Annotated in this window: 31 protein-coding genes; 20 read left to right on the plus strand and 11 right to left on the minus strand. The window is 60.1% G+C overall.

Features of this window, described 5'->3' with window-relative positions; translation table 11 throughout:
* The 3 genes from SM765_RS21280 to SM765_RS21290 form a co-directional block, all read left to right on the plus strand.
* Positions 1 to 984: ISNCY family transposase (locus SM765_RS21280; protein WP_368981849.1), on the plus strand; the 984-nt coding region annotated here is incomplete at its 5' end.
* Positions 985 to 999: 15 nt separating this feature from the next.
* Entirely contained in the window at positions 1,000 to 1,269 is a 270-nt protein-coding gene (locus tag SM765_RS21285; RefSeq protein ID WP_274830627.1) for a hypothetical protein, read from the plus strand.
* Between the two features lie 185 nt (positions 1,270 to 1,454).
* Positions 1,455 to 2,201, plus strand: coding sequence for a hypothetical protein (locus tag SM765_RS21290; RefSeq protein ID WP_274830628.1), 747 nt, complete (start codon positions 1,455 to 1,457; stop codon positions 2,199 to 2,201).
* A gap of 166 nt (positions 2,202 to 2,367) precedes the next feature.
* On the opposite strand, the gene SM765_RS21295 is transcribed toward SM765_RS21290, so the two are convergent.
* The 8 genes from SM765_RS21295 to SM765_RS21330 are packed head-to-tail and all read right to left on the minus strand — an operon-like array spanning position 2,368 to position 7,132.
* The gene (locus SM765_RS21295) at positions 2,368 to 2,694 is read right to left on the minus strand and encodes a YnfA family protein (RefSeq protein ID WP_274830629.1); all 327 of its coding nucleotides are present in this window, start codon (positions 2,692 to 2,694) and stop codon (positions 2,368 to 2,370) included.
* A 56-nt stretch (positions 2,695 to 2,750) separates the two neighbouring features.
* Positions 2,751 to 4,103 carry a dihydrolipoyl dehydrogenase family protein gene (locus tag SM765_RS21300; protein ID WP_274830630.1) on the minus strand — a complete coding sequence of 451 codons (1,353 nt, stop codon included), beginning with the start codon at positions 4,101 to 4,103 and terminating at the stop codon, positions 2,751 to 2,753.
* A 23-nt stretch (positions 4,104 to 4,126) separates the two neighbouring features.
* Entirely contained in the window at positions 4,127 to 5,557 is a 1,431-nt protein-coding gene (gene merA, locus SM765_RS21305; protein ID WP_274830631.1) for a mercury(II) reductase, read from the minus strand.
* 1 nt (position 5,558) lies between these two features.
* A complete protein-coding gene (locus tag SM765_RS21310) occupies positions 5,559 to 5,696 on the minus strand; it encodes a hypothetical protein (RefSeq protein WP_274830632.1) in 138 nt (45 codons plus the stop codon).
* Entirely contained in the window at positions 5,693 to 6,079 is a 387-nt protein-coding gene (gene merF, locus SM765_RS21315) for a mercury resistance system transport protein MerF (RefSeq protein ID WP_274830633.1), read from the minus strand. The genes SM765_RS21310 and merF overlap by 4 nt, the downstream gene beginning before the upstream one ends.
* Positions 6,076 to 6,327 (minus strand): hypothetical protein, encoded by a 252-nt coding sequence (locus tag SM765_RS21320; protein WP_274830634.1) that lies wholly within the window; start codon positions 6,325 to 6,327, stop codon positions 6,076 to 6,078. Before SM765_RS21320 ends, merF begins: the two co-directional genes overlap by 4 nt.
* A 16-nt stretch (positions 6,328 to 6,343) precedes the next feature.
* A complete protein-coding gene (locus tag SM765_RS21325; protein ID WP_274830635.1) occupies positions 6,344 to 6,649 on the minus strand; it encodes a heavy-metal-associated domain-containing protein in 306 nt (101 codons plus the stop codon).
* Positions 6,650 to 6,664: 15 nt separating this feature from the next.
* Positions 6,665 to 7,132: a mercuric transporter MerT family protein gene (locus tag SM765_RS21330; RefSeq protein ID WP_274834178.1), complete on the minus strand. Its 468-nt coding sequence runs from the start codon at positions 7,130 to 7,132 to the stop codon at positions 6,665 to 6,667.
* 17 nt (positions 7,133 to 7,149) lie between these two features.
* On the opposite strand from SM765_RS21330, the gene SM765_RS21335 reads away from it, so the two are divergent.
* On the plus strand, positions 7,150 to 7,563 hold the full coding sequence (locus tag SM765_RS21335; protein ID WP_274830637.1) for a MerR family transcriptional regulator: 414 nt from the start codon (positions 7,150 to 7,152) through the stop codon (positions 7,561 to 7,563).
* A gap of 171 nt (positions 7,564 to 7,734) precedes the next feature.
* On the opposite strand, the gene SM765_RS21340 is transcribed toward SM765_RS21335, so the two are convergent.
* The 3 genes from SM765_RS21340 to SM765_RS21350 form a co-directional block, all read right to left on the minus strand.
* Positions 7,735 to 7,962, minus strand: a complete 228-nt coding sequence (locus SM765_RS21340) for a hypothetical protein (protein WP_368981850.1) — start codon at positions 7,960 to 7,962, stop codon at positions 7,735 to 7,737.
* 167 nt (positions 7,963 to 8,129) lie between these two features.
* Entirely contained in the window at positions 8,130 to 8,387 is a 258-nt protein-coding gene (locus tag SM765_RS21345; protein WP_368981851.1) for a helix-turn-helix domain-containing protein, read from the minus strand.
* 124 nt (positions 8,388 to 8,511) lie between these two features.
* Positions 8,512 to 8,772 (minus strand): hypothetical protein, encoded by a 261-nt coding sequence (locus SM765_RS21350; protein ID WP_368981892.1) that lies wholly within the window; start codon positions 8,770 to 8,772, stop codon positions 8,512 to 8,514.
* A 203-nt stretch (positions 8,773 to 8,975) separates the two neighbouring features.
* Between SM765_RS21350 and SM765_RS21355 the strand changes: the two genes are divergently transcribed.
* From SM765_RS21355 to SM765_RS21430, 16 genes are read left to right on the plus strand one after another with little or no spacing between them, the layout of a single operon-like run.
* On the plus strand, positions 8,976 to 9,329 hold the full coding sequence (locus tag SM765_RS21355) for a hypothetical protein (RefSeq protein WP_012187165.1): 354 nt from the start codon (positions 8,976 to 8,978) through the stop codon (positions 9,327 to 9,329).
* 43 nt (positions 9,330 to 9,372) lie between these two features.
* On the plus strand, positions 9,373 to 9,993 hold the full coding sequence (locus SM765_RS21360) for a lytic transglycosylase domain-containing protein (protein WP_368981852.1): 621 nt from the start codon (positions 9,373 to 9,375) through the stop codon (positions 9,991 to 9,993).
* Complete coding sequence (locus SM765_RS21365; RefSeq protein ID WP_050532492.1) at positions 9,990 to 10,283, plus strand: TrbC/VirB2 family protein; 294 nt, start codon at positions 9,990 to 9,992, stop codon at positions 10,281 to 10,283. Before SM765_RS21360 ends, SM765_RS21365 begins: the two co-directional genes overlap by 4 nt.
* Positions 10,276 to 10,554 carry a VirB3 family type IV secretion system protein gene (locus SM765_RS21370; RefSeq protein WP_067294445.1) on the plus strand — a complete coding sequence of 93 codons (279 nt, stop codon included), beginning with the start codon at positions 10,276 to 10,278 and terminating at the stop codon, positions 10,552 to 10,554. The genes SM765_RS21365 and SM765_RS21370 overlap by 8 nt, the downstream gene beginning before the upstream one ends.
* On the plus strand, positions 10,544 to 12,919 hold the full coding sequence (locus SM765_RS21375) for a VirB4 family type IV secretion/conjugal transfer ATPase (RefSeq protein ID WP_368981853.1): 2,376 nt from the start codon (positions 10,544 to 10,546) through the stop codon (positions 12,917 to 12,919). Before SM765_RS21370 ends, SM765_RS21375 begins: the two co-directional genes overlap by 11 nt.
* A complete protein-coding gene (locus SM765_RS21380; protein WP_274830643.1) occupies positions 12,916 to 13,083 on the plus strand; it encodes a hypothetical protein in 168 nt (55 codons plus the stop codon). Before SM765_RS21375 ends, SM765_RS21380 begins: the two co-directional genes overlap by 4 nt.
* A gap of 55 nt (positions 13,084 to 13,138) precedes the next feature.
* Entirely contained in the window at positions 13,139 to 14,227 is a 1,089-nt protein-coding gene (locus SM765_RS21385; protein ID WP_368981893.1) for a lytic transglycosylase domain-containing protein, read from the plus strand.
* On the plus strand, positions 14,227 to 15,036 hold the full coding sequence (locus SM765_RS21390) for a type IV secretion system protein (protein WP_274830645.1): 810 nt from the start codon (positions 14,227 to 14,229) through the stop codon (positions 15,034 to 15,036). The genes SM765_RS21385 and SM765_RS21390 overlap by 1 nt, the downstream gene beginning before the upstream one ends.
* Positions 15,037 to 15,051: 15 nt before the next feature.
* Entirely contained in the window at positions 15,052 to 15,705 is a 654-nt protein-coding gene (locus tag SM765_RS21395; RefSeq protein WP_274830646.1) for a VirB8 family type IV secretion system protein, read from the plus strand.
* Positions 15,706 to 15,745: 40 nt separating this feature from the next.
* Positions 15,746 to 16,402, plus strand: coding sequence for a TrbG/VirB9 family P-type conjugative transfer protein (locus SM765_RS21400; RefSeq protein ID WP_368981895.1), 657 nt, complete (start codon positions 15,746 to 15,748; stop codon positions 16,400 to 16,402).
* A complete protein-coding gene (locus tag SM765_RS21405; RefSeq protein WP_368981854.1) occupies positions 16,399 to 17,778 on the plus strand; it encodes a TraB/TrbI/VirB10 family type IV secretion system protein in 1,380 nt (459 codons plus the stop codon). Before SM765_RS21400 ends, SM765_RS21405 begins: the two co-directional genes overlap by 4 nt.
* Before the next feature lie 4 nt (positions 17,779 to 17,782).
* On the plus strand, positions 17,783 to 18,769 hold the full coding sequence (locus SM765_RS21410; protein ID WP_368981855.1) for an ATPase, T2SS/T4P/T4SS family: 987 nt from the start codon (positions 17,783 to 17,785) through the stop codon (positions 18,767 to 18,769).
* A complete protein-coding gene (locus SM765_RS21415) occupies positions 18,766 to 18,960 on the plus strand; it encodes a DUF4177 domain-containing protein (RefSeq protein WP_368981856.1) in 195 nt (64 codons plus the stop codon). Before SM765_RS21410 ends, SM765_RS21415 begins: the two co-directional genes overlap by 4 nt.
* Positions 18,957 to 19,370, plus strand: a complete 414-nt coding sequence (locus SM765_RS21420; protein WP_368981857.1) for a hypothetical protein — start codon at positions 18,957 to 18,959, stop codon at positions 19,368 to 19,370. The genes SM765_RS21415 and SM765_RS21420 overlap by 4 nt, the downstream gene beginning before the upstream one ends.
* Before the next feature lie 12 nt (positions 19,371 to 19,382).
* Positions 19,383 to 20,459: a TrbL/VirB6 family protein gene (locus SM765_RS21425; RefSeq protein ID WP_368981858.1), complete on the plus strand. Its 1,077-nt coding sequence runs from the start codon at positions 19,383 to 19,385 to the stop codon at positions 20,457 to 20,459.
* Positions 20,460 to 20,461: 2 nt separating this feature from the next.
* A complete protein-coding gene (locus SM765_RS21430) occupies positions 20,462 to 20,767 on the plus strand; it encodes a hypothetical protein (RefSeq protein WP_368981859.1) in 306 nt (101 codons plus the stop codon).
* The last annotated feature ends 235 nt before the right edge of the window (positions 20,768 to 21,002 follow it).

A 21,002-nucleotide genomic window follows, 5' to 3' on the forward strand; every position in this document is an offset into this window, starting at 1 on the left:
TCGCGGAAACAGCGCCGGACCTTCCATCAACCTCGCTTACGGCGCGAATGCTATGGTGAGCTGATCCAGATTGATGGCTCCGATCACCGTTGGTTTGAGGATCGGGGTGATCCCTGCACCCTGCTCGTTTTCATCGATGATGCCACCAGCACCTTGATGGAGCTGCGGTTTGTGAAGTCCGAGAGCACGTTCAGCTATTTCGAGGCGTTGGACAGTTATTTGGTTCAGCATGGCCGCCCAGTGGCCTTTTACAGCGACAAGCATTCGGTATTTCGAGTTGCCAAAGAAGACGCCAGGAATGGTGCAGGCATGACCCAGTTCGGGCGTGCGTTGAATGAGCTGAACATCGAGATCCTGTGCGCCAACAGCTCTCAGGCCAAAGGTCGCGTAGAACGGGCCAACCGCACGCTTCAGGACCGGCTTGTCAAAGAACTGAGGCTGGCAGGCGTTTCGGACATGAAAGCCGGAAACGCTTTTCTTGAAGGCTTTAAGAGCCGCTTTAACGCCAAATTTGCCAAGGCCCCGGCCAAACCGGACAACCTGCACCGGGCGTTGAATGTGGAGCCGGATCGGCTGGCGGAAGTGTTGTGCTGGCGTGAGAACCGCTATGTCGGCAAGCAGCTCACGTTTTCCTATGACCGCAAGCGGATCATGCTCGAAGAGAACGAGCTGTCACGCGCTCTGGTCGGCAAATATGTGGACACCTATGTCTTTGTGGATGGGCGGTTCGAGGTACGCTGGAAAGGCCAAGCCCTGCCCTACAGGATCTTTGATATGGACCAGCGCGTCACCCATGCAGCCATCACCGAGAACAAGCGGCTCGGTGCGGTTCTGGCCTATGTCAAAGAGATGCAGGACGCCGCACCGCCTAAGCCGAAGGTGCGGACAAACTCAGAGAAGATGGGCTACAAGCCGAACGGGCGTCGGCCAGGCAGACCGCCAGGATCGCGGGCCAAGAAGAAGATTGCACAAGCAGCGGAATAGCCTCAAGTTTGGTCCATGAATACCGATGACGATGTTGAAGTGATTTTCTCAGACCTGTGCGCCGATGTAGAGATCGACGGGCATTTTCTGACGGTCGAGATCTATAAAACGGACATTGATCCGAGCTGGATCTTGGAAGTCGTAAACGAGTTTGGCACCTCAACCGTTTTCGATAACCCGTTCATCGCGGACGGCCTTGCTTGGAAGCAGTTCGAGAAGACTGTGGAAGAAGAAGGGCTCGCTGCCTTCTTCACCAAGAAAGAGAAACGCCAGCTTTTCCACTGACACCCGCAAGGCTTTTCAGCCCTCCGATATTTGGGGTCTCCGGGCTGCAAAGCCTTGCTCCCGTAGCGCCCTGTGGTGACGTTTCTGCTTTGCACAGCCAGTGACATTTCTGAATGGGATTTACAACGTGTTGCGATAGTATATTTTCGTATGTATGCTGAGTCCTGTCACATTGGGTCCTCAGCATGCATTTTCCACTCAAGAAGCTCCTCCCCTCGGTCGCAGTCGCTTTGACTTTGACAAGTACGTCGCTGCCGATGCCCGCCCGCGCGCAGACATACCCGATCGATTGCGCGATCCTCCTGTGCTTGTCTGGCGGTTGGCCCGCTTCTGTCCCTTGCGCCCGAGCGCGAGCCGAATTCATCCGACGCATTACGCCTTGGCCGGTGGAACCTCCGCTTCAAATCTGGCGCTGTCCCATGGGCGCGTCACTTGAGACCGCTCCAGCAGCAGACAGTGCAGACCGCATCTTTGAAGTGTTCTTCCAGAACAACAGCACTGCACCGCGACAATCTTTTCCAGCCCGCGATGCGGCTGACCCAATTGAGGTTGCTTGGCGCACTCCAGAAGCTCCAGATCACCTTGTTCCCGCAGACCGGGCCCTTCGGCTCGTTCAGGATCGCGCGGACATCGATATCAGCGGACCTGAGTTCAACTTCGTACGATCAATCCGAGTCTTTGATGTCCGGTATGCGCGACAGCACGAATCCGGGCGTGACGGCGACTGCAACCGTAGCGCCACCGTGGTCCTCGGCACATACGGAACCCAAGGCGACTTCGCTTGGCGGAGGTCTTCCATCACCGCCCTACCGTCCGCCCATATCGGCCTCGAACGCTGGGGCCAGAATTGCCCTAGCATCTATCACCGTTCTGTCTTCGTCGACTGGCGTGACTATGAAGGGAACTACGGCTTTGAGCAGGTGAACTACTAGCGCCGACAAAGACTGCGTTGGCATTCATCCGTGTCGGCCCAAGTACTCGGAGTTACTCAATCACCGGTCGTTCGCTGCTGTCGATGCCAAGGTCAGTTGAGCGGACAAAAGAGTGAATTCGCTGCCTCTACACCAGTGACCGCTTTACGCCGTCAGTGAATGCTTCTCAGACTCCACGCGGTGCCCAAAGGATAATACCTGCACCGACAAGGCAAATGCCCGCTCCAATAGCATCCCAATGATCCGGACGATGACCTTCCACAACCCATAGCCACAGCAAGGACGATACGATGTAGACGCCACCGTAGACCGCATAGGCGCGTCCCGCCTGATCGGCGGGGCTGAGCGCCAGTAGCCAGGCGAAAGCGGCCAAGGATAGCATCCCCGGTGCCAGCCAGAACACGTTCTTGTCCAGCCGGAACCAGGCCCAGAATGCGAAGCATCCGGCAATTTCGGCAAGCGCGGCGGCGAAGTAGATCAGAACCGTTTTCATCGGGTCAGACTTACTTCCCGGCTTTGATCTGGTCTACAGCCATATATTGTCCCCGTTCAGAGCAACGATCCCAGATCCGATCCAACACTCGGATAGGCGGCGGTCATCGACTTGAGTTGTTTCGCGGTCAGCCCCAGCTTGATCGCCAACCCAAAGAAGTTGATCAGTTCGCCGTATTCCGGGCCGAATAGATGCGCCCCGAGAATCCTGTCGTCCGACTTGTTGATCAAAATCTTCGCGGCGGCGGACTTCTCACCGATCCGGTAGTTTGAATACCACCCACCCGTGTCGGTGAAGCGCACATCGACATCATGCCCGGCTTCACGGGCCTCAGCTTCAAGCATCCCAACGCGGGTCAGTTCAGGCACGGTGAATACCGCCGTCGGGATACCGGAGTAATCCGGCGCGATCTCGGCGTCCTTGAGCATGTTGGAGGCTGCGACCTTGCCCTCGATGACGGCGACAGGTGTCAGAGGCATCCCCTCGGTATCGGCGGAATCTCCCGCAGCAAAGACCACTCTGTTGGACGTACTTTGCAGATGCGGGGCCACGACAATGCCCTTGTCGCCATAGTCGACACCGGCGGCTTCAAGATTCAGATCGGTGAGCGCTGCAATGCGTCCCGCGCCATGAACAACCAGATCGGTCTCGACGGTCCTGGTCTCGCCGCCCGACGTCACTTCGACCGCGAAGGCAGCACCGGACTTGGAAATCGAGACGATCTCGGTTTCGCGCTGCAACTCCGCTCCGACATCGGCGCTGCGCTCGACCAGCATTTCGACCAGATCGGGATCAAAGCCTTTTAGCGGTCTCGCGCCGCGATCCACGATGATCGGCGCGGCACCGGCCCGTGCCGCGATGTGGGCAAATTCGAAAGACACGAACCCGCCGCCAACAAAAAGGATGCGCTTGGGCAGAACCTCAAGGTTCAGAAACTCCGTGCTGTCGATCATCAGACCGGCACCGGCGAAGCTGAGGGGTCTCGGGATCGCTCCAGCTGCGACGAGGAAACGGCGAGCGTCGTAGGCCCTTCCGTTAACTTCGAGTGTATTGTCGCCGATGAACCTGGCGGCACCATGTAGTGTTTCAACGCCGTTGCCCTTCAGGCCTTTCTCAATCTTGCCCGGCACTGGATCGGTAAAGCCGCGCTTGTGGGCCATCAGATCGGACCAGTTGACCGCCAGCCCGGCCGGGTCGATCCCCTTGCCGTCCAGCAGCCGCGCCGCATCGACGATTTCCGCGCCGCGCCGGAGGATTTTCTTGGGATCGCAGCCGCGCAGGGCGCAGGTTCCACCATAGGGCAGCGCATCGACAATGGCCACGCGCCAGCCCGCCGCGCCGCATTTATTCGCCGCCGCCACCCCGGCCATGCCCGCCCCGATGACGATCAGGTCATACTTCTCATTCATATTCCGGTCCTTGGTTCGATCTTTTATCCGGCGCAGCAGCTGAGCTTGGCCACGTCCATATCGAAGGTCTGCGCCGCCAGTTTCAGACCTTCCACGGTGGTCAGATACGGAAAGATCGTCTCCCCAAGTGCCTTGGTCGTCATGCCGAACTTCAGCGCCATAACCAGTGTCTGGATCGTATCGGACCCCTCGGGCGCGATGATCTGGCCACCCAGCAGCCTGTCGGTCTTCCTGTCTGCCACCAGCTTGATCAATCCGCGCGTGTCACGGGCGGCCAGCGCGCGCGGCACCTGGTCGAGCGGCACGATGGAGGTTTTCACATCAAACCCGGCATCCCGCGCCTGTTGCTCGCTCAGTCCGACCCCGGCCACCTGCGGATCGGAGAACACGACCCAGGGCATGACGGCATTGTCATAGCGGTGCGCCTCGCCCAGAACGGCGTTTTTTACGGCCAGCTTCGCGCCGTATGCCGCCATATAGACGAACTGGTCCCGGTCGGTCACATCGCCTGCCGCATAGATGCCCGGCACCGTAGTCTGCATGTCGTCGCCGATAACGATGGACCCGCCCGCGTTGGTCTCCACGCCGATTTCTGACAAGCCCATACCATCCGTATTGGCCCGCCGTCCTGCGGTGGAAACCAGATGATCTGCCGTAACCTCAACGGGTTCACCGTCCCGGATGGCTCGCAGGGTCACGCCGGTCTCATCGCGGCGCACGCTGTCATAACTCAAACCCGTCAGAAGCGTGATGCCCTCGGCGGTGAAGGCGTCAGCTAGCACTTCGGAGACCTCCGGTTCGGCACCGGGCAGCAAGTGTGACCGTGCCACCAGCGTGACCTTCACGCCCATTCGGCTCATCATCTGCGCCAGCTCGGCACCGATATAGCCTGCGCCGATGAAGATCAGGCTGTCCGGCAGGGTTTCGAGGTCCAGCAGGCTGGTGCTGTCGAGTGCGCCGATCTCCTCGATCCCGTCAATCGAAGGCAGAACCGGGCGACCGCCTGTGGCGATGATCAGTTTCGGTGCGGTCAGAGTGCGACCGCCAACGATGACGCCACCTTCGACCAGCCGCGCGGGACCGGCGTCGATGTAGTCAACTCCGGCATATTCCGGCAACAGGTCGGCGTATTTCTTCTGGCGTAGGGTCGCCACCAGATCGTCCTTGGACTGGATCAGCGCTTGCCAGTCATCGACTTGGGCGTGACCGGACAGGCCGGGAAACCGCTTGGCTGCATGCGCGCCGTGGATCGCCTCGGCCGCCCGGATCATCGCCTTGGACGGCACACAGCCGACGTTCACGCAGGTGCCGCCAATGGTGCCATGCCCGACAAGGGCAACGCGCTTGCCTGCGTCAGCGGCCGTGATCGACGCGGAGAAACCCGCCGATCCCGCACCGATGACGATCAGGTCGTAGCCACCGTTTCCGCCGTCATTCTGTCTTCGGTCTTTCATGTTATTGCGCCTCTTGAGTTTCAGCGGTCTGCCGTTTGGCAAAGACCAGATACAGAATAGCGGCGATGGCGATCAGCGGTGTCAGCATACCAAGCATTCCGAAGAACATGCCGAGGCCCGTGCAGGTTCCCATCATCATTGTGTGGCTCCTTTGGATTTCATTCGATTGAGAAAAATGGCGTAGAGGCCGACAGCCGCGAAAGCACCGATGGTGATGCGGAGGGCAAAGCGGAACTCAAGCCAGATGATGAGGACCGACAGCAGAGCGGCGAGGGCCGTCGCCCAGAGTTTCGGGCTTGGCCCCGGACGGCCTGCCCGCAGCCAGAGCGCCTGAACGACGACAGCAAGGCTAAAAAACATAAGCGGAAACAGCCCGTAGTCGAGCCAGCCGGTGAACGCCGACAGGCCGACCCCGGCCACGACCACAACAAGCAGGGGTGTGAAGCAGCACAGCGCTGCAAACAGCGCGCCGCCCAGCCCCCATTTTAGCAAGCGGTCGGGGTTTTCAGTGGTTTGGGTCAAGTCGTATTCTTTCTGTCGGAAGAGTGGCCTATTTCTTCTGGTCGTTTGCTGGCGCGGCGGACTTCGCGGACGACAAGAAACGCGAGCGCGGCCACCAAAGCGATAGCAATGCCGCCCAACCCCGACAGCCAGGCTCCAACGCCGCCGAACACTGCGGCAAGTAGAGCCGTTCCGCCTCCGCAACAGACGATCATGATCGGTGCAGCGACACCGAAGGCCAGAAGGCCGCCCATGAGGTTGTCACGCATAGAAATGCCCCGATCGTCAGGACGCAGGGTCCGACAGGACTTGAGCCGGATAGCCATTCGCCATCACTGCCTCGATGATCCGTTCTACACTGGCCTCGGCATCGTCAAAGGTGACGTTGTAAACTCCATGACCGTATTCCGGACCCTCCGCGAAGTCGTTGATCTCGACAGACGGGACGCCGCGCATCGAACTTGCAACGATGAACGAGCAGGACGGACAAGTGAGTTCGCTGACCTCAATCTCGACCGTCTGTTCTTCCGCGAGAGCCTGTGAGGAAAGCGCGGCGACCGCCAGCGCTGATGATAGCAGAATATGTTTCATAGGTTTGATCCTTGCTCAGAATTTCAGGATGAAGGGCGTGATGTAGGGAAAGGCCATCGCCACAGCGACGACAGCTGTTGCGCCCCAAAGGGTCGCACGCATATCAGTGCGATTGATTGGGCGGGAACAGGTGCCGTCCGCGCAGGACTCAGCAGGCACCGGCTTGTAGGCCTTGTAGAACCCGTAGCCGAGGAACGCCGCGCTCAGCGCGAAGGTGTACCATTTGTAGGCGTAAAGCGCGCCGAGCTGCGCGATGAAGACACCCGTCACGCCGAAACTCACCAGCACAAGCGGCAGGATGCAGCAGGACGTCATCGCCAAAGCGCCCAGTACGCCAAACCCGGTCGCACCCCAGCCCTTGGCTATAACGTTATTTTCTTGGCCATCTTGGTCTGAAATCTCTGCGCTCACACTTTGGTTCATCGAATCGTCCTTGATCAGCTGTTTGCACATTCCTAATGTCTGTAGTTGATACAGGCTCAAGGGAGTATTCATGGAAAATGGATAACATAGGCGTGAAAGCACTTCGGCGTGTCGATCTCACCCGGGCCACGGGCTGCAATCTCGAAACCATCCGGTATTACGAGACAGTGGGGATAATGCCGGACCCGCCGCGCACCCCGAAGGGCTATCGCAGCTATGACGACACCCATGTCAGACGGTTGAAGTTCGTGATGCGGTCACGCGATCTCGGGTTCTCGTTGGAAGAAATTCGGGGGCTGCTCGGATTGGTGGACGACCGCACCCAGACGTGCGCTCAGGTCCAGACTGTTGCTGAAGCGCACCTTGAAGATGTGAAGGCAAAAATCGCTGATCTTGAGCGCATTGAGCGAGTCCTGTCGGAAACTGTCGCCCGATGCACAGGCGATGCCGCACCCGAATGCGCGGTGATCGACGCACTTCTTGGGGCGTAGTTGCAATGCAGGATCATCCCAAATCGGCAAACCCGCGCAAACGCAACCATTCGTTGCATCGCAAAAGTTTGGTAGTTTGGGCTCGGAGTCCGCATTCGCCGCGTGCGGCTCTAACGTCTGGAATCAAGCAGGCAATCTCCATCAATATGAACTGGCGGCAAGCTAAGGAGCCTATCCGCCCTCGTCTCTTCCGATCTGCGTGAGCGCGTCGAAGTCAATTTCCTGTTTCTGTTCCGCAGTGAGATCCGGCCGGATTTCCGACACCGGCTGAGGCCCGCGGACGTCCCACATCACCGCATGCCCGCCTGTACTCCAGCGATAAACCCAACCAACAATGCTGTACCCATCGGTCCCAATCAGATTGGCGATCGCGACGCCTTCACCTTTATCATCGTTCACTGTTTACTGACTTCCTGCACTGTGGCTCTGATTTTGTAGTGCGACGAGCGACGGTGCTCGCTTGCACCGCATTCCGCACTTGGTGGATTTTGGCTGATTGCTCTTCCTTTAGGAGCTCACTTCACATTGGGACGCACGATGCGGAGCGTTCCAAAATTACATTGCTTTCAAATTTTGTGGTCGGGCTCCGTGGCGGCCTCGACGATCGCCAGAACCTCGAAAGGGTCAAATCCAACGGCACGCGACAATTGGATGAGCTCAACGACGTCAATTCGGCGCTCTCCGCTTTCGACACGGGCCACGAACGACTGATGATGTCTGAGTTTGACCGCCAATTCCTTCTGGCTGAGTCCTGCTTTTTTCCGGGCGTCGACCAACGCCTGGCACAGAGCCTCCTGACCTTTGCTTCTGATTGTTTTCGCCACGCGTCACATACCTTTTGTGACGTCGCTAGCGGATGAAATCCGTTATCTAAAAAGTAGATATTTGAGGGTATTATCGGCGTCTGGTTTCCCAGGAATGCAAGTCTGGTGCATGCCCATAGGCCCATCAATCCCCCACCAGTTCCAGAAACCGACCGTAATCCTGACTGACTTCGCGGGCTTCTTCGAAGGCGCGCGCACGCTCCTGCTCGAGGCAGCGAAAGTGGTCCTGAATGTCCGTGATATAGACCTCAAAGTCGCGTCGGATGATATCGGCATAGTCCCGGGCTGCTTGCGAATCGCTTGGGACGAAGGGCCGGACCGGGGCGAGGCAGGATTCCGCTTGGCTTGCGACTGGAACGAGCATCAGCAAGGCCACAGCCTGCATCGTCACCCATCGGCTCAACCACAGGTTTCTGAAACCCCTATTTTCCTTGATAGACGCCAATGGCCGTGCCTAGAGTTTGAGTAACCGAGATACAGCCGTATCTGCCGCATTATATCTTGCGGTTAATAATATACTATCGTAACTCTGGGCTTCAAGTGGGAATGCCCGGGCGTTGCGCGTTTGAAGAAAGCGTGAGCCGGGCCATGAACTGGGACATCGAAGCACCAAATGTGGTTACGGAAGCACGTTTCCGCGAACTCGTGGAAAGTGGCTATAGCGCTGAAATCCTGTGCCAGGAGTCGGCACACAAGAAGGGCCCGAGTTATTACGGGGTCTGGATCATGCGTGTGGTCTCTGACGAGGGCGTGGAGAAGCTGCTGGTCACTGCCCGCACCCGGACGACCTATAACGACATCAAGATCCGCGAGTTCAAAACTATCACGGGCGTGGTCTCCTTCCTCATCGGGATCGGCTTCTCCCATGCGGATGTCCCGCTCGAGGAAGGCCAGCGGACGACACACAAGCTGGCTGCAACCGACAAGGGCGGCAGCAAGTAGCCTTCTCCTTTTCTGGTTCCTGACGGGTTCCGCCAATGCGCAGATGGTGCTGGTCATGGAGAGCGATGGCTCTCTGACCCCGTCCCGCTCCCAGGACAGCTTTGCCCGCAATTACAATGACGGCATTGGCCAGGGTTCGGCGGCTGATGAGCTGGCAATCCTCGGTAAAGATGAACCAGCTATTGAACCTGACGCGTTGCGTTTTGCAGCACTCGCCCGTCCGGCACCCCTGCCCCGCGCCGATGTTCTGGCGGCCATCGAATCCACCGCCCTTCTCTACGCCGGTCATCCCGGGCTGCGGCGCACGGATCTCTCGGTTCGTGATTGGCTGACGCTCTACCGTGCCAATATCGAAGTCGAGAGCGCCTATCGGCAGGATGCGGTCTCGAGCGCTGGCGCCATTGGCCTTGGTCAATTGATGCCCGCGACGGCGCGGGACCTCGGTGTTGACCCGCGCGATCCGATGCAGAACCTCGACGGGTCCGCCCGCTATCTCGCGATGATGCTGGACACATTTGGCGATCCGCGGCTCGCGCTCGCAGCCTACAACGCCGGCCCGGATGCAGTTCGCCAGTACGGCGGCATTCCCCCCTACAGAGAAACCCAGAACCACGTGGCCCGTGTCATGGCCGTCGTGGCCCGATTGGAAGGAACAAATTCATGAGACAGATTTCAAACCTCTTTGTCGCCTCGTTGGCGCTCTTCCTGCTCGTCGCAGAGCCTGCGCTTGCGCAAAGCATCGATCTCTCCCCGATCCAGAGCTTGTTGCAAGGCATCGTTGATGCGCTAACCGGCCCACTTGGCGTCGTCATCGCGACGCTGGCCGTTCTGGGCGTTTTCTTGAGCTGGTTCTTCAACATCATCGATCTCCGCCAGGCGCTTTGGGTGCTTGTCGGCATCGCTGGGGTTGCCGCCGCTCCGACCATAGTTGCCGCGGTCTTTGCCGGTGGTTGAGCGCGCGCCCCTCTTTCTGGGTCTCGTGCGGCCGCCGAAGCTTCTGGGCCTGCCCATCATGTATGCGATGGTCTGGCTCTTTGGCTCGGTGCTCTTGTTCGTCTGGGTCCAGCACATCGCGGTGCTGGGCGTGGCCGCCCTGCTCTATCCCGTGCTTTGGAAGGCCGCGGACTGGGATCCGCGCTTCATCGACGTGATGATGACGGCGCTGCAAGAGACACCGCCGACGCGGAATCGCAGCATTCACGGCGGGGACAGCTATGCACCCTAATAAAGCTGGGGATGAAGCCCTCGATCTCCGCACAATGACGCCGGACTGGTATGCGCGCGAAACCCGCCTCGCGCATATGCTTCCTTACGTCAGCCTGGTCGATGACCGGACCATACGGACACGGGTCAATGAACTTTTCCAGTGCATCCGGCTCGACGGGGTCAACAGCTATACAACCGATGATGGCTATCTCGACAAGGTGACGGCGCTCTTCGCCCGGATCATCGCGCAGCTGGGGCCGGAGTTCAGCTATTACGTCCACAAGGTCTCGAAAGTGATCACGCCGGACCTCGAGCCCGTGCGTGAGGACAGTTTTGCTGGAGACGTTGACCGGCTCTGGCGCGCGAAACTCGAAACAAGCGGTCTGCGCGACAAGACCCTGACACTCACAGTCATTCACCGCCCGCCCCCGAAAAGCGTCCTGCCCTTCCTGAACCGAAGCGCGCCGGACCAGCTGAAAGAAGCAACCGAGAGGCGTCTGCGTCGTCTGGGCGAGGCTGTGAGTGTGTTCGTGTCAGGCCTGACCGAGCTGAACCCGCGCGTAATTACGGCCGAAAGTGGCGAGTTGATCGGGTTTCTGGGGGCGCTCAACACTGGGCGGGAACTGCCGCTCTACCCCGCCAATACCTACGGCTTCCTGTCGTTCAACGTGGCCAATACCCGCGTGACGTTTCAGGGAGATTACTTCGAGCTTTCCGAAGGCGTGGTGGGGCATCGCTACGGCAAGAGCTTCACCATCGGGGAATATTCCGAGGCAACCTCGTGCACCATGTTCGATATGCTGAACCTGCCGGTCGACATGATCGTCACGCATTCCTTCACGCCGATCAATTCGAACCTCATGGCGGGCCGCATCAAGCGGCAAAAGCGCCAGATGCAGGCCAGCCAGGATGCGGCACTGTCGCTGATGGAAGCCCTCGACATCGCCGCTGATGATCTCGAAGCCAAACGCCAAAGCTTCGGCGAGCACCACATGGTGGTGACAATCTTCTGCGATACGCTCGACGAGCTGCAGACGCTGAGCGCCGAGATCGTCAACGCCGCCGCCGCCGAAGGCGTGAAGATGATCGGCGAGCGGGTGGCCGCCAAGGCGCATTACCTCAGCCAACATCCCGGCAATCAGCCCAAGCGCGTGCGCGCCAGTGCCATCACCAATCGCAATTTCGCGGATTTCGCGGCGTTTCATCGGACGCAGCTCGGCAAACCCGCCACCAAAACGCCCTGGGGGAAGGTCATCACCTACCTACCCACCCCGGAACAGAGCGCCTATCAATTTTCCTATCACGAGCAAGGCAGTCCCGAGAAAGAACCGACCAGCGGGCATACCCTGATCATGGGACGGCCCGGGTCCGGCAAGTCGGTGCTTTCCGCCTTTCTCATGACACAGGCCCGTCGAGCAGGGGCGCGGATCTTCGTCTTCGATTACCGTCTCGGCATGGAGATGGCGGTCCGCGCCAATGGCGGGCGCTACGCGTCCTTGAATGCCGGGCAACCCACCGGCCTCAACCCGCTCTGGACGGAAACTGACGCGCGTGGCACGGCCTGGCTCTCGGATTGGCTCGCCACGCTTCTCTACCGCGCCGATAAGCCTCTCTCGCCGGCTCAAACCAACCGCATCCAGGAAGTGGTGCGCCAGAACGCGCAGGCTTTGAGCCCCGCCCTGAGGAACTGGCGGGATTTTGCATCGCTTTTTGTGTCGACCGATGATGGCGGCGATTTGCACCAGCGTCTTCTCGAATGGACCGAAGAGGGCCGCTACGGCTGGATCTTCGGACAGACGCTGGAAGACACGTTCTCGCTCGAAGGCAATGTGGTGGGCTTCGATCTCACCGGCATTCTCGACAGCGAGGCCGAGAAGGAACGCATGGCCGTTCTCTCCTATCTCTTCCGTCGGGTGGAACGCGAGATCGAGGACCGCCGCCCTACCATCATCGTGATCGACGAGGCCTGGAAGGCGCTCGACAACGCGTATTTCGCCGAGCGGCTGTCGAACTGGCTGGTCACCGCGCGTAAGCAAAACACCGTCGCGGTGATGATGACGCAATACGCCAGCCAGCTCGAGCGCACCCGGACTGGCAAGACCATCGTCGAGGCCGTGCCGACGCAAATCCTACTCCCGAACATCCGCGCCCATGCCGCCGATTACGCGATGCTGAACCTCTATGAGAAGGAACTCGACGTGCTTCTCAACACCGGCAGCGACAGCCGCCTCGCGCTCATCCGCGATGACCAGGGCTCCATCATGGTCGATGCCGATCTGAGCGCCCTCGGGCCCAATCTCACCATCCTCGGCGGCATGGAGAAAGGCGAGGCGCTCGTCGGCGCCGATTACCGCGACCGACCAGACTTCTGGAGGCTATCATGACCCGCATTTTGTTGCTTCTCGCCAGCCTCGGCGCTTTGGCCTCCTGCGCCCAGTATCAGGAACCGCAGGCGAACTGCTTCACATTCCTCGCGTCCACGGCACCTGTCGCGCCTGATTGCACCTTTACGCCTCTAGATACGCCGGAGGGCGACATTGAAGTCTAGGTTGGCTCATATCCTGGCCCTTTGCCTGTTGCCCGGTCTCGCCCTGTCCCAAGGTGTGCCGACCAATGACAGCGGGTTGACCGCGCGCGATATCATTGAGACCGGCGATCGCGAGGCGGATCTGGCTGTGCAAGCAGACAAGCTCTCGGTGCGCGAACTCATTGCCGAGATTGAACGCGAGCAACTTGCCACACTGCAGCGCATCCTCGATGCCCAGACAAGTTTTGGCGGTCAGGTCTTGCCAGCCATGGTCTCCGGGCTGGAAAGCGGCAGCGGCGATCCGGCACGGTCCGTTGAAGCTGTCTACGGCAGTGCCGACATTGATCCCAATCCCGGCGGCGCACAGATGTTCGGGGATGCGGCAGAAAACATAGAGCAGCTCATCATCCGCGTCGCCCAAGAGACAAGCGGCTTTGCGGGCGTGGGGCGCGCGGGTCTCTCGCCGGTTCAATGGCGGGCCCTGCTGCAGGCGCTCATCTGGCAGGAAAGCCGCTTCACCATCGGCGCCCGCTCGCCGGTCGGCGCCTTTGGCCTCACCCAGATCATGCCCGGCACTGCCAGCGATCTCGGAATCAACCCGGAGTATTATGACAGCCCCTACCTGCAGGTGCATGGTGGAGCGCGGTACCTAGCGGCCCAACTCAACACCTTCGATGGCAATATCATCAACGCACTCGCCGCATATAACGCCGGACCCGGCCGCGTGTTCGAATATGGGGGCGTGCCGCCTTTCGCCGAGACACAGCATTACGTTCAGGTCATCCCCGAACGTTACAATCTCTACCTAAGCCGCATCGGCGGCATCGAAGCGCTCGGAACGATCGATCCCGCGCTTCTCGCCAATACCAACCTCTCGATCACCGGGCATGGCGCGGCCTTCTATGGCAGCAACTCGCCTGCCGCGATCCGACAGGCCGCCCTGCGCATCGCAGACATCGTCGAGCGAATTTCCGAGACCGAAGACGTTCAAGAGAGCATCGCGCTCAACACCTATGCTCGCGCCGAACTGGTGCGCCTCGTCGCAGTCCGCATGCGGCTTCAGGCGGCGCGCACCCGCGTGCTCTCGGCCGAAGAATTGGCCCAGGCCAGCGCCCGTATGGCGGAGGGCGCGTTCATGGAATTCACGATCAGGGAGATAGACTGATGGGGCATTTACTCATGAGAACGGCCTTGGCCACGACACTTGGGATTGGCCTACACTTGGGAACCCTCTCCCCTGCCCTGGCGCAAGGTGTGCCCGTGGTCGACACCCAGAACATCGCGCAAAACATCCAGCAGCTCCGGCAGATGATCGAAGACGAGATCCTGCAGAACGAGCAGCTGACGCAGCTCCGCGAACAGCTTGCCACACTCACGGACCAACTCGCGGAGCTGCAAAGAACCTATGAAGCCCTCACCCGCCTTGCCGAACTGCCGGAAATCATCCGCACCGAGATGGAAGACGAGTTGAATGGCCTGCTCGACCAGGAGTTCGGCGACATCCTCGCCACCATCGAAGCCATCAAGACGGGTGACTTCTCCGGCCTCTCTGGCTCCGGCGCGGGCGAGATCGAAACCCAGATGGACCGGGTCCTGGCCGATCTCGGATTTGACGACGATACGCTCTCAGAAATGGCCACCAGCGGCAATCCCGGTGCCAATCGCGTGGCGACGCAAGCCACAACCGGTGCGCTCGTCTCGGCCGCGGCCCAGAACAGCTATGATGATGCGGGCCAGTCGCTCGAACGCGTCGACCGGCTCGTCGGGCTGATCGATGACATGGACGAACTCAAGGAAAGCATCGATCTCAACACGCGCGTGACAGCTGAATTGGCCATCGCCCTCGTGGCGATGTGGCAGTTGGAAGCGATTCAAACCGTGGGCGATGGCACCGGCGGCGTGATCGATGCCGCCACCATCGCCGAGGAACAGCGCTTCATGGATTTCACCCTGCCCGAGTTGCGTGCGGATTGACGTGAGGTGTGACGCGTGGCGAGTGAACAGGAAATCATCGAAGAAGAGCTGGTCTATGGTGCCCTGCGCCGTGAACGGCTCTGGCAGCGCCTTGGGCTCATCGGGCTCGTCTTCGGCATTCTCGGATGCCTGAGTGCGGCGGCTGTCGCAATTCTCGATGTCGATCCGCCGCCTGTGGTCGTGCCCTATGATCCCGCCACCGGTTTTGCCCTGCCCGAGGCTTCGGTGGGCGCGACGTCGGTCACAGCCAACCAGGCCATCATCGAAGCGGAGGTCTTCCGCTATGTGACCGACCGAGAGGTCTATAACCAGCTCGACAACGATCTGCGCATCCGTAGTGTTCTGCGTCGCTCGGACGGGGCGGCCGAGAGCGGATTGCGCCAGATCTGGAACAGCGCCAACGAGAACTACCCGCCGACAGTTTATGGCCCCAATGCCCGGCTCGACGTGGAAATCCTCAGCATCAATCGCATCGGCAACAACCGCGCCACCGTGCGCCTGCGCAAGCGCCTGACCTCCATCAATGGCGTTCAGACAGGGCTTTTCACCGCCACGCTTCTCTTCGAGTTCCGCCCCGAAACCCGCCGCTCCATCGACGAGGTCTGGACCAACCCCTTCGGTTTCACGGTCCTCGAATATTCCATCCGCTCCGACAGATTGGAGAACTAGTTTGTTTAAGAAGGCCCTTGTAACAATTGTGCTTGTGCTGATGCCAGGCCTCGCCTTCGCCGAAGCCATCCCGCGTGGCGGCCCCAATGACAACCGCGTGCGCTTGGCCACCTATCAAGAAGGTCAGGTTTATCGCCTCAGCGTGTCGCTCACCCATGTCACCACCGTCGAGTTTGGCGCGGGCGAAAGCATCCGCTCGATCATCGCGGGGGACACGGAAGGCTTCGAGATCGATGGCGTGCCGGGTGGCCAGGCCTTCGCGATCAAGCCTGTCGCGCGCGGCGTCCATACCAATGTGACCGTCTATACCAACCGCCGCAGCTACTACTTCAACGTCCAGGAGACCCGCAGCCCGACCTTCTACGTGGTCCAGTTCCGCTACCCCGAGGACAATGTACGGCCCACGCGTGCCATCGCGGCCCAGGCCCCGAATTACAATTACGGGGCCAGCGCGCGCACCGAATTCACCCCGACCCGCGTCTGGGATGACGGGACCTTCACGTATTTCGAATTCCCGCGGAACGCGCCGGTACCCGCGATCTTTCGCTACGCAAATGGTCGCGAACGGACGGTCAACACGCAAGCCACCGAGGACGGCGTGATCCGGGTTTCGGGGGTGAACAGGCAATGGGTGTTGAGGATCGGGGAAGAGGTTGTCTGTATCGAGGCCACACCGCCTGCGGGGGTGGGATCATGAGCGACACCGGAAACGCGGACCTCGAGAAACGTCTCGCCGCCCTCGAGCAAGGCAAAGGCGCAGGTTCGCCCCCTGCCCCGCGACGCTCGCCCCTGCTCGCACTGGTCGTCGTCCTCGTGATCGGCGCAGGTGGAGCATTGCTCTATCTCCTATCCCAGCCCGAGGAGGAAGAAGCCCTGCCCACGGCCACGCCGGATGTGTTCCAAAACGAAGGCGACGGGTTCGGTGCCATCGAAACCCTCGCCCCGCCCGAACCAGAAGTCGTTCTGGTCGCACCCGCACCGGTGGAGCCCAATGCAGAACTTCTGGCGCAACTCGCCGCCCTTCAGGCGCAGATCGAGGAATTGCGCAACGCGCCCGAACCTGTCGTGGAGAAAGACACGGCTGCCGCCGAAGCCATTGATGCGCTGACAGCCCGGATCGCGGCCCTGCAAGCGGCGTCAGAAGCCGCACAACAGCAGTTTCGCGATGAGCTCACGGCGCGCGATCGCGAGCTGGAGCAACTCCGCATGGACCTCGAACTTGCGCAGCTTGAGGCCAACCGGCCCCTTCCGGCACCCATCGGCCCCACTGAGGACGAATTGCGTGCGCGGGAAGAAGAACGCCTACGCCGCGAGGAAGAGGCACGGCGGCTGGCGGAACTTGAACGCCGCGCAGCTGAAGAACGTGCGTTTCAGGAGCGCCGCATCACCTCGCCCACCATCGCCTTTGGCGGCACCTCCGGCGCGAATGAAACGGCCCTAACCGAACGCACCTTTGGCGAAGTGACGGATTTCGTGATGAACGGCGCGCTGCCCACTTCTGTGACGCGAGCCGAGGTCATCGCCAATCCGTCCAACACCATCATTCAGGGCACGATGATCCAGGCCATCATGGAAACCGCCCTCGACAGTTCCCTGCCCGGCCAGACCCGGGCCGTCGTGTCCGAAGATGTGTTCGGTTTCGACGGCTCTCGTCTCCTGATCCCGCGCGGGTCCCGCCTGATCGGGCGCTATCGCTCTGGCGTTGATATCGCGCAGCGCCGGGTCACCATCGCCTGGGACCGGATCATCCTGCCCGACAACCAAACCATCCAGATCAGCTCCTTCGGGGGCGATGAACTGGGCCGCTCCGGCGTGACCGGCTTTGTCGACACGCGCTTTGATGAGCGTTTCGGTTCGGCGGCGTTGATTTCGCTGATCTCCACCGCGCCAAGCGCCGCCGCGGCAAATGTACAGGACGAGACTACCGCAGACGTGCTCGAAGACGTGGGCGATGATCTTGCCGATGCCACGGACAGTGTGATTGGCGACTATCTCTCCATCGGCCCCGTTATCTATGTCGACCAAGGCGCCCGCGTCACCGTTATGGTCGACCGCGATCTGGAGATTTTCTGAGCCCATGTCGCTAAGCTATCTCCAGACCTCGCTTGATCGGATCGACGCCGCCTCCCGCGATGATGTCATCGAGATCTGCATCAACCCCGATGGCAGCTGTTGGGGAGAATTCCAGGGCGATCACTTCATGCGAAAGCTCGACCAGAAGCTGACCGCAACGGAAGTCAAAGACCTCGGCAACCAGATCGCCTCTTCCGCCAATACCACCATGAGCAAGGACCGCCCGATCGTCTCGGTCTCGATCACCTACAAGGGCCGCCCGATCCGGGCACAGGTCATCACCCCGCCTGCCGTGCTCTCGGCCATGTCGATCAGCCTTCGGTTCTTCTCAAGCCTGCCGCTCGAGGGTATCGCGCTCGATTTCCTCTTTGGCAAGGAACGCAAGCTCGAAGAGCTCCATCTCGAGAAAACCCGGGAACTGCGCGAGGTCGTGGCGTCTGGCGTGATCGACGATGCCCTAGCCTTCTGCGTCGAAAACAAGCTCAACATGATTGTCTCGGGCGGCACCTCCACTGGCAAGACCGTCGCCGCGCGGAAGATCCTCGCCCACGTGCCTGCCGAGGAACGCATCGTCACCATCGAAGAAGCCGCCGAGCTTCTGCCGACCCAGCCGAATGCCGTGACCCTAATCGCCAATCGCGACGCGGAATTCCAGACCGCCGATGTGCTTCTAACCGCGACACTGCGCATGCGCCCCGACCGGATCATCCTCGGCGAGGTGCGGGGCAAGGAGGCAATGACCTTTCTAGAAGCCATCAACACCGGCCATGGGGGGTCCATGACCACGCTGCACGCAGAAACCCCGCAACTCGCCGTGCAGCGTCTGGCCATTGCAGCCCTCAAGACCGAGATCCCGATGACCTATACCGACATGATCCAGTACATCGAAAATTCCATCGATGTGATCATCCAGACCGGTCGCCACGACGGCAGGCGCGGCATCACAGAATTCTACCTCCCCGGCATCAATGAGATCGGAGCTTCTCCATGAAGACATTTGAATACAACATCCTGTCCTTTCCCATGACCCGAAAAACCAGTCTCACCGACATGCAGGCTTGCCTGAATGCGAAGGGGGCCGAAGGCTGGGAGGTCGTGTCGATCAGCTCTTCGGAGTTCGCCAACGTGGGACACACTGTCTTCCTGAAGCGTGAGACCACACCCGCCGGAACCGCGGCATGAGGCAGGCGGGCTGTACCCTCGTACTGACTGCGCTGGTCCTGGGCGTGACGTCGGCACCCGGCTTCGCTGAGCGCAATCTCGTGCCAACCCTCGAGCGCGGTTTCGACGTCTGTCCAGAACGGCCCGCTGAACCCGTGTGGATGCAGGAAATCCCCCTGCGCCAAGCCTATCAGCGCGTGTTGGTCCAGGACATCTACCGCGCCCAAAACCTCGAGCGCGTCGTCGAGAGCGGTAGCTGCGAATGCGAGACCCGCTTCCCATCTTGGGACGCAGCCGAGGGGGTGTTTCGCGAGGTCCACGCGAGTGACGAACGATGGGAAATGCTGGAAGCATCCGACGACTACAATCGTCGCGCCAACGAAGTTCGCCTTGAGGCCAAAGCCATCTGCGAAGCCGCGGGCAATTGGTGAGGCAGCCCTGCGATGAGCGTCGTCACCTATTTCGTTGAAACTTCTCAGGGCTACCTCGACACCGCGGCGGAAACCCAGTTCGGGTCGGTCGCGGCGACAGTCGGCACGCTTCTGGTGCTGGGAACAACTCTGGTGGTGATCCTCGTCTTCCTAAACATGATCTACCAGTACAAGGCGATGGACGGACGCACGGCCTTCTGGCTCGCGGTCAAGATCGGACTCATCGGGATATTCGCGACCAACTGGGTGCAGTTCAACGCGCTCTCCTCCGCCATCCTTGCCGGCATCGACAGCATTGCGGGTGCGCTTGTCGCCTCGGTCGGTGGCGGTACCCCCGGACCATCTGGCACCTTCGCAGAAGAATTCGACCGACTGATCGCGGAGTTGGGGGACTACTTGAACGCCGCTGGTTCCGAGTTGAACTGGATGGCCGGTGCCATGCTCGACATCGTCGGAGTCCTTCTGCTCTCAATACTAGGCGGACTAGCCGCTTTCATCCTCGTGGCCTCTCGACTGATGATCGCGCTCCTGATTGGGATTGCCCCGGTGATGATCTTCCTGACCCTCTTCGAGATGACCAAAGACTATTTTGCACGCTGGCTGTCCGCCCTGGTCTCCTTCGCGCTCTACCCCATCGTCGTGGCCGGCGTGTTCGCGACAATCACCGGCGTTTCCTCCGCCCTGATTGGTGAGCTTGGGGACCCGGAAGGTGCCTCCAACATTGGCGCGCTCATTCCCTTCTTCATGATGGTGCTCATGGCCAAGGGATTCATCATTGCCACGCCCTTCATCGTCCGCGCGATCTCCGGCAACATCATGATGCCTGCCCTCTCCGGAGGTCTCGGCGGAAGCTACAGCTTCGCCCGCGCCGCAATGGGCAGCCAGCAGGCTTACAATCGCTACCTTATCGGTGGGGCAAGTGGGGCGGAATATGCCGCCCTAAGGGCACGGCAGTTCTTCGGGGTCCAGCAGATGCCAGTGCGGCAAGGCATGGGACAGACGGGTCAGGCAAGCGGCACTGGGTCACCGGGGGCAGGGTCTCAGATGTTGGCGCAACTGGCGAGGCTTGGAAGGTTGGGGCGGAGGTAAATATGACAGATCCTGCAACATCGTGGATCAAATTCGAACAACGATCGCCAACCAATGAAGAAATCCAGACCGATAGGCTCGTTGGATACTTTCGAATTCGAGATCTTGCTGGAAAGGTCACAACAGATCACTTTGGGAAGCTTTCTTGGGATGATGATGCCGGAACTTGGGCTATTGAAGTTTACAGCAATGCCCTGCGCCTAACGGCTCCAGGTCAATTCATGCACGAGAGTATTGAGCCAAGTCATTGGTGCATGGTTCCTCCCCTACCAAATCATCCCGAAATTGATGGTCTTCCCGAGAACTAGCGGGATCGTTCACCAATTGGGTTCCAAACCAACGGCCACCAACGGCCCATTGCAGTCACTCATCTCTGAGTGCGTCGCTGCAACGCAGCGTGCGCATAGCTGCCGTCGATGATGGTCAACCTCGATAAGCCTCCGTCTCGACAGACCGGCCATCGGTGCTCGATTTAGCCCAGCTTGAAAGCTGGCCTGGTTTCACATGCTAATCTGACTTTGCCAGAGCTCGGGTGCTTTGACG

The organism is Pseudophaeobacter sp. 1A09344, assembly GCF_041008745.1.
GTDB classification, from domain to species: Bacteria; Pseudomonadota; Alphaproteobacteria; order Rhodobacterales; family Rhodobacteraceae; genus Phycobacter; species Phycobacter gallaeciensis_A.

Bases quoted from the DNA above. Each gene is read 5' to 3' on its own strand.
- SM765_RS21365 (WP_050532492.1), top strand. From the start codon at position 9,990: ATGAGACAGATTTCAAACCTCTTTGTCGCCTCGTTGGCGCTCTTCCTG.
- SM765_RS21360 (WP_368981852.1), top strand. From the start codon at position 9,373: ATGGTGCTGGTCATGGAGAGCGATGGCTCTCTGACCCCGTCCCGCTCC.
- SM765_RS21320 (WP_274830634.1), bottom strand. From the start codon at position 6,327: ATGCGTGACAACCTCATGGGCGGCCTTCTGGCCTTCGGTGTCGCTGCA.
- SM765_RS21350 (WP_368981892.1), bottom strand. From the start codon at position 8,772: ATGCAGGCTGTGGCCTTGCTGATGCTCGTTCCAGTCGCAAGCCAAGCG.
- SM765_RS21325 (WP_274830635.1), bottom strand. From the start codon at position 6,649: ATGAAACATATTCTGCTATCATCAGCGCTGGCGGTCGCCGCGCTTTCC.
- SM765_RS21390 (WP_274830645.1), top strand. From the start codon at position 14,227: ATGGGGCATTTACTCATGAGAACGGCCTTGGCCACGACACTTGGGATT.
- SM765_RS21430 (WP_368981859.1), top strand. From the start codon at position 20,462: ATGACAGATCCTGCAACATCGTGGATCAAATTCGAACAACGATCGCCA.
- SM765_RS21425 (WP_368981858.1), top strand. From the start codon at position 19,383: ATGAGCGTCGTCACCTATTTCGTTGAAACTTCTCAGGGCTACCTCGAC.
- SM765_RS21310 (WP_274830632.1), bottom strand. From the start codon at position 5,696: ATGATGATGGGAACCTGCACGGGCCTCGGCATGTTCTTCGGAATGCTT.
- SM765_RS21400 (WP_368981895.1), top strand. From the start codon at position 15,746: ATGCCAGGCCTCGCCTTCGCCGAAGCCATCCCGCGTGGCGGCCCCAAT.
- SM765_RS21285 (WP_274830627.1), top strand. From the start codon at position 1,000: ATGAATACCGATGACGATGTTGAAGTGATTTTCTCAGACCTGTGCGCC.
- SM765_RS21405 (WP_368981854.1), top strand. From the start codon at position 16,399: ATGAGCGACACCGGAAACGCGGACCTCGAGAAACGTCTCGCCGCCCTC.
- SM765_RS21410 (WP_368981855.1), top strand. From the start codon at position 17,783: ATGTCGCTAAGCTATCTCCAGACCTCGCTTGATCGGATCGACGCCGCC.
- SM765_RS21290 (WP_274830628.1), top strand. From the start codon at position 1,455: ATGCATTTTCCACTCAAGAAGCTCCTCCCCTCGGTCGCAGTCGCTTTG.
- SM765_RS21355 (WP_012187165.1), top strand. From the start codon at position 8,976: ATGAACTGGGACATCGAAGCACCAAATGTGGTTACGGAAGCACGTTTC.
- SM765_RS21375 (WP_368981853.1), top strand. From the start codon at position 10,544: ATGCACCCTAATAAAGCTGGGGATGAAGCCCTCGATCTCCGCACAATG.
- merA (WP_274830631.1), bottom strand. From the start codon at position 5,557: ATGAAAGACCGAAGACAGAATGACGGCGGAAACGGTGGCTACGACCTG.
- SM765_RS21300 (WP_274830630.1), bottom strand. From the start codon at position 4,103: ATGAATGAGAAGTATGACCTGATCGTCATCGGGGCGGGCATGGCCGGG.
- SM765_RS21420 (WP_368981857.1), top strand. From the start codon at position 18,957: ATGAGGCAGGCGGGCTGTACCCTCGTACTGACTGCGCTGGTCCTGGGC.
- SM765_RS21295 (WP_274830629.1), bottom strand. From the start codon at position 2,694: ATGAAAACGGTTCTGATCTACTTCGCCGCCGCGCTTGCCGAAATTGCC.
- SM765_RS21380 (WP_274830643.1), top strand. From the start codon at position 12,916: ATGACCCGCATTTTGTTGCTTCTCGCCAGCCTCGGCGCTTTGGCCTCC.
- SM765_RS21415 (WP_368981856.1), top strand. From the start codon at position 18,766: ATGAAGACATTTGAATACAACATCCTGTCCTTTCCCATGACCCGAAAA.
- SM765_RS21335 (WP_274830637.1), top strand. From the start codon at position 7,150: ATGGATAACATAGGCGTGAAAGCACTTCGGCGTGTCGATCTCACCCGG.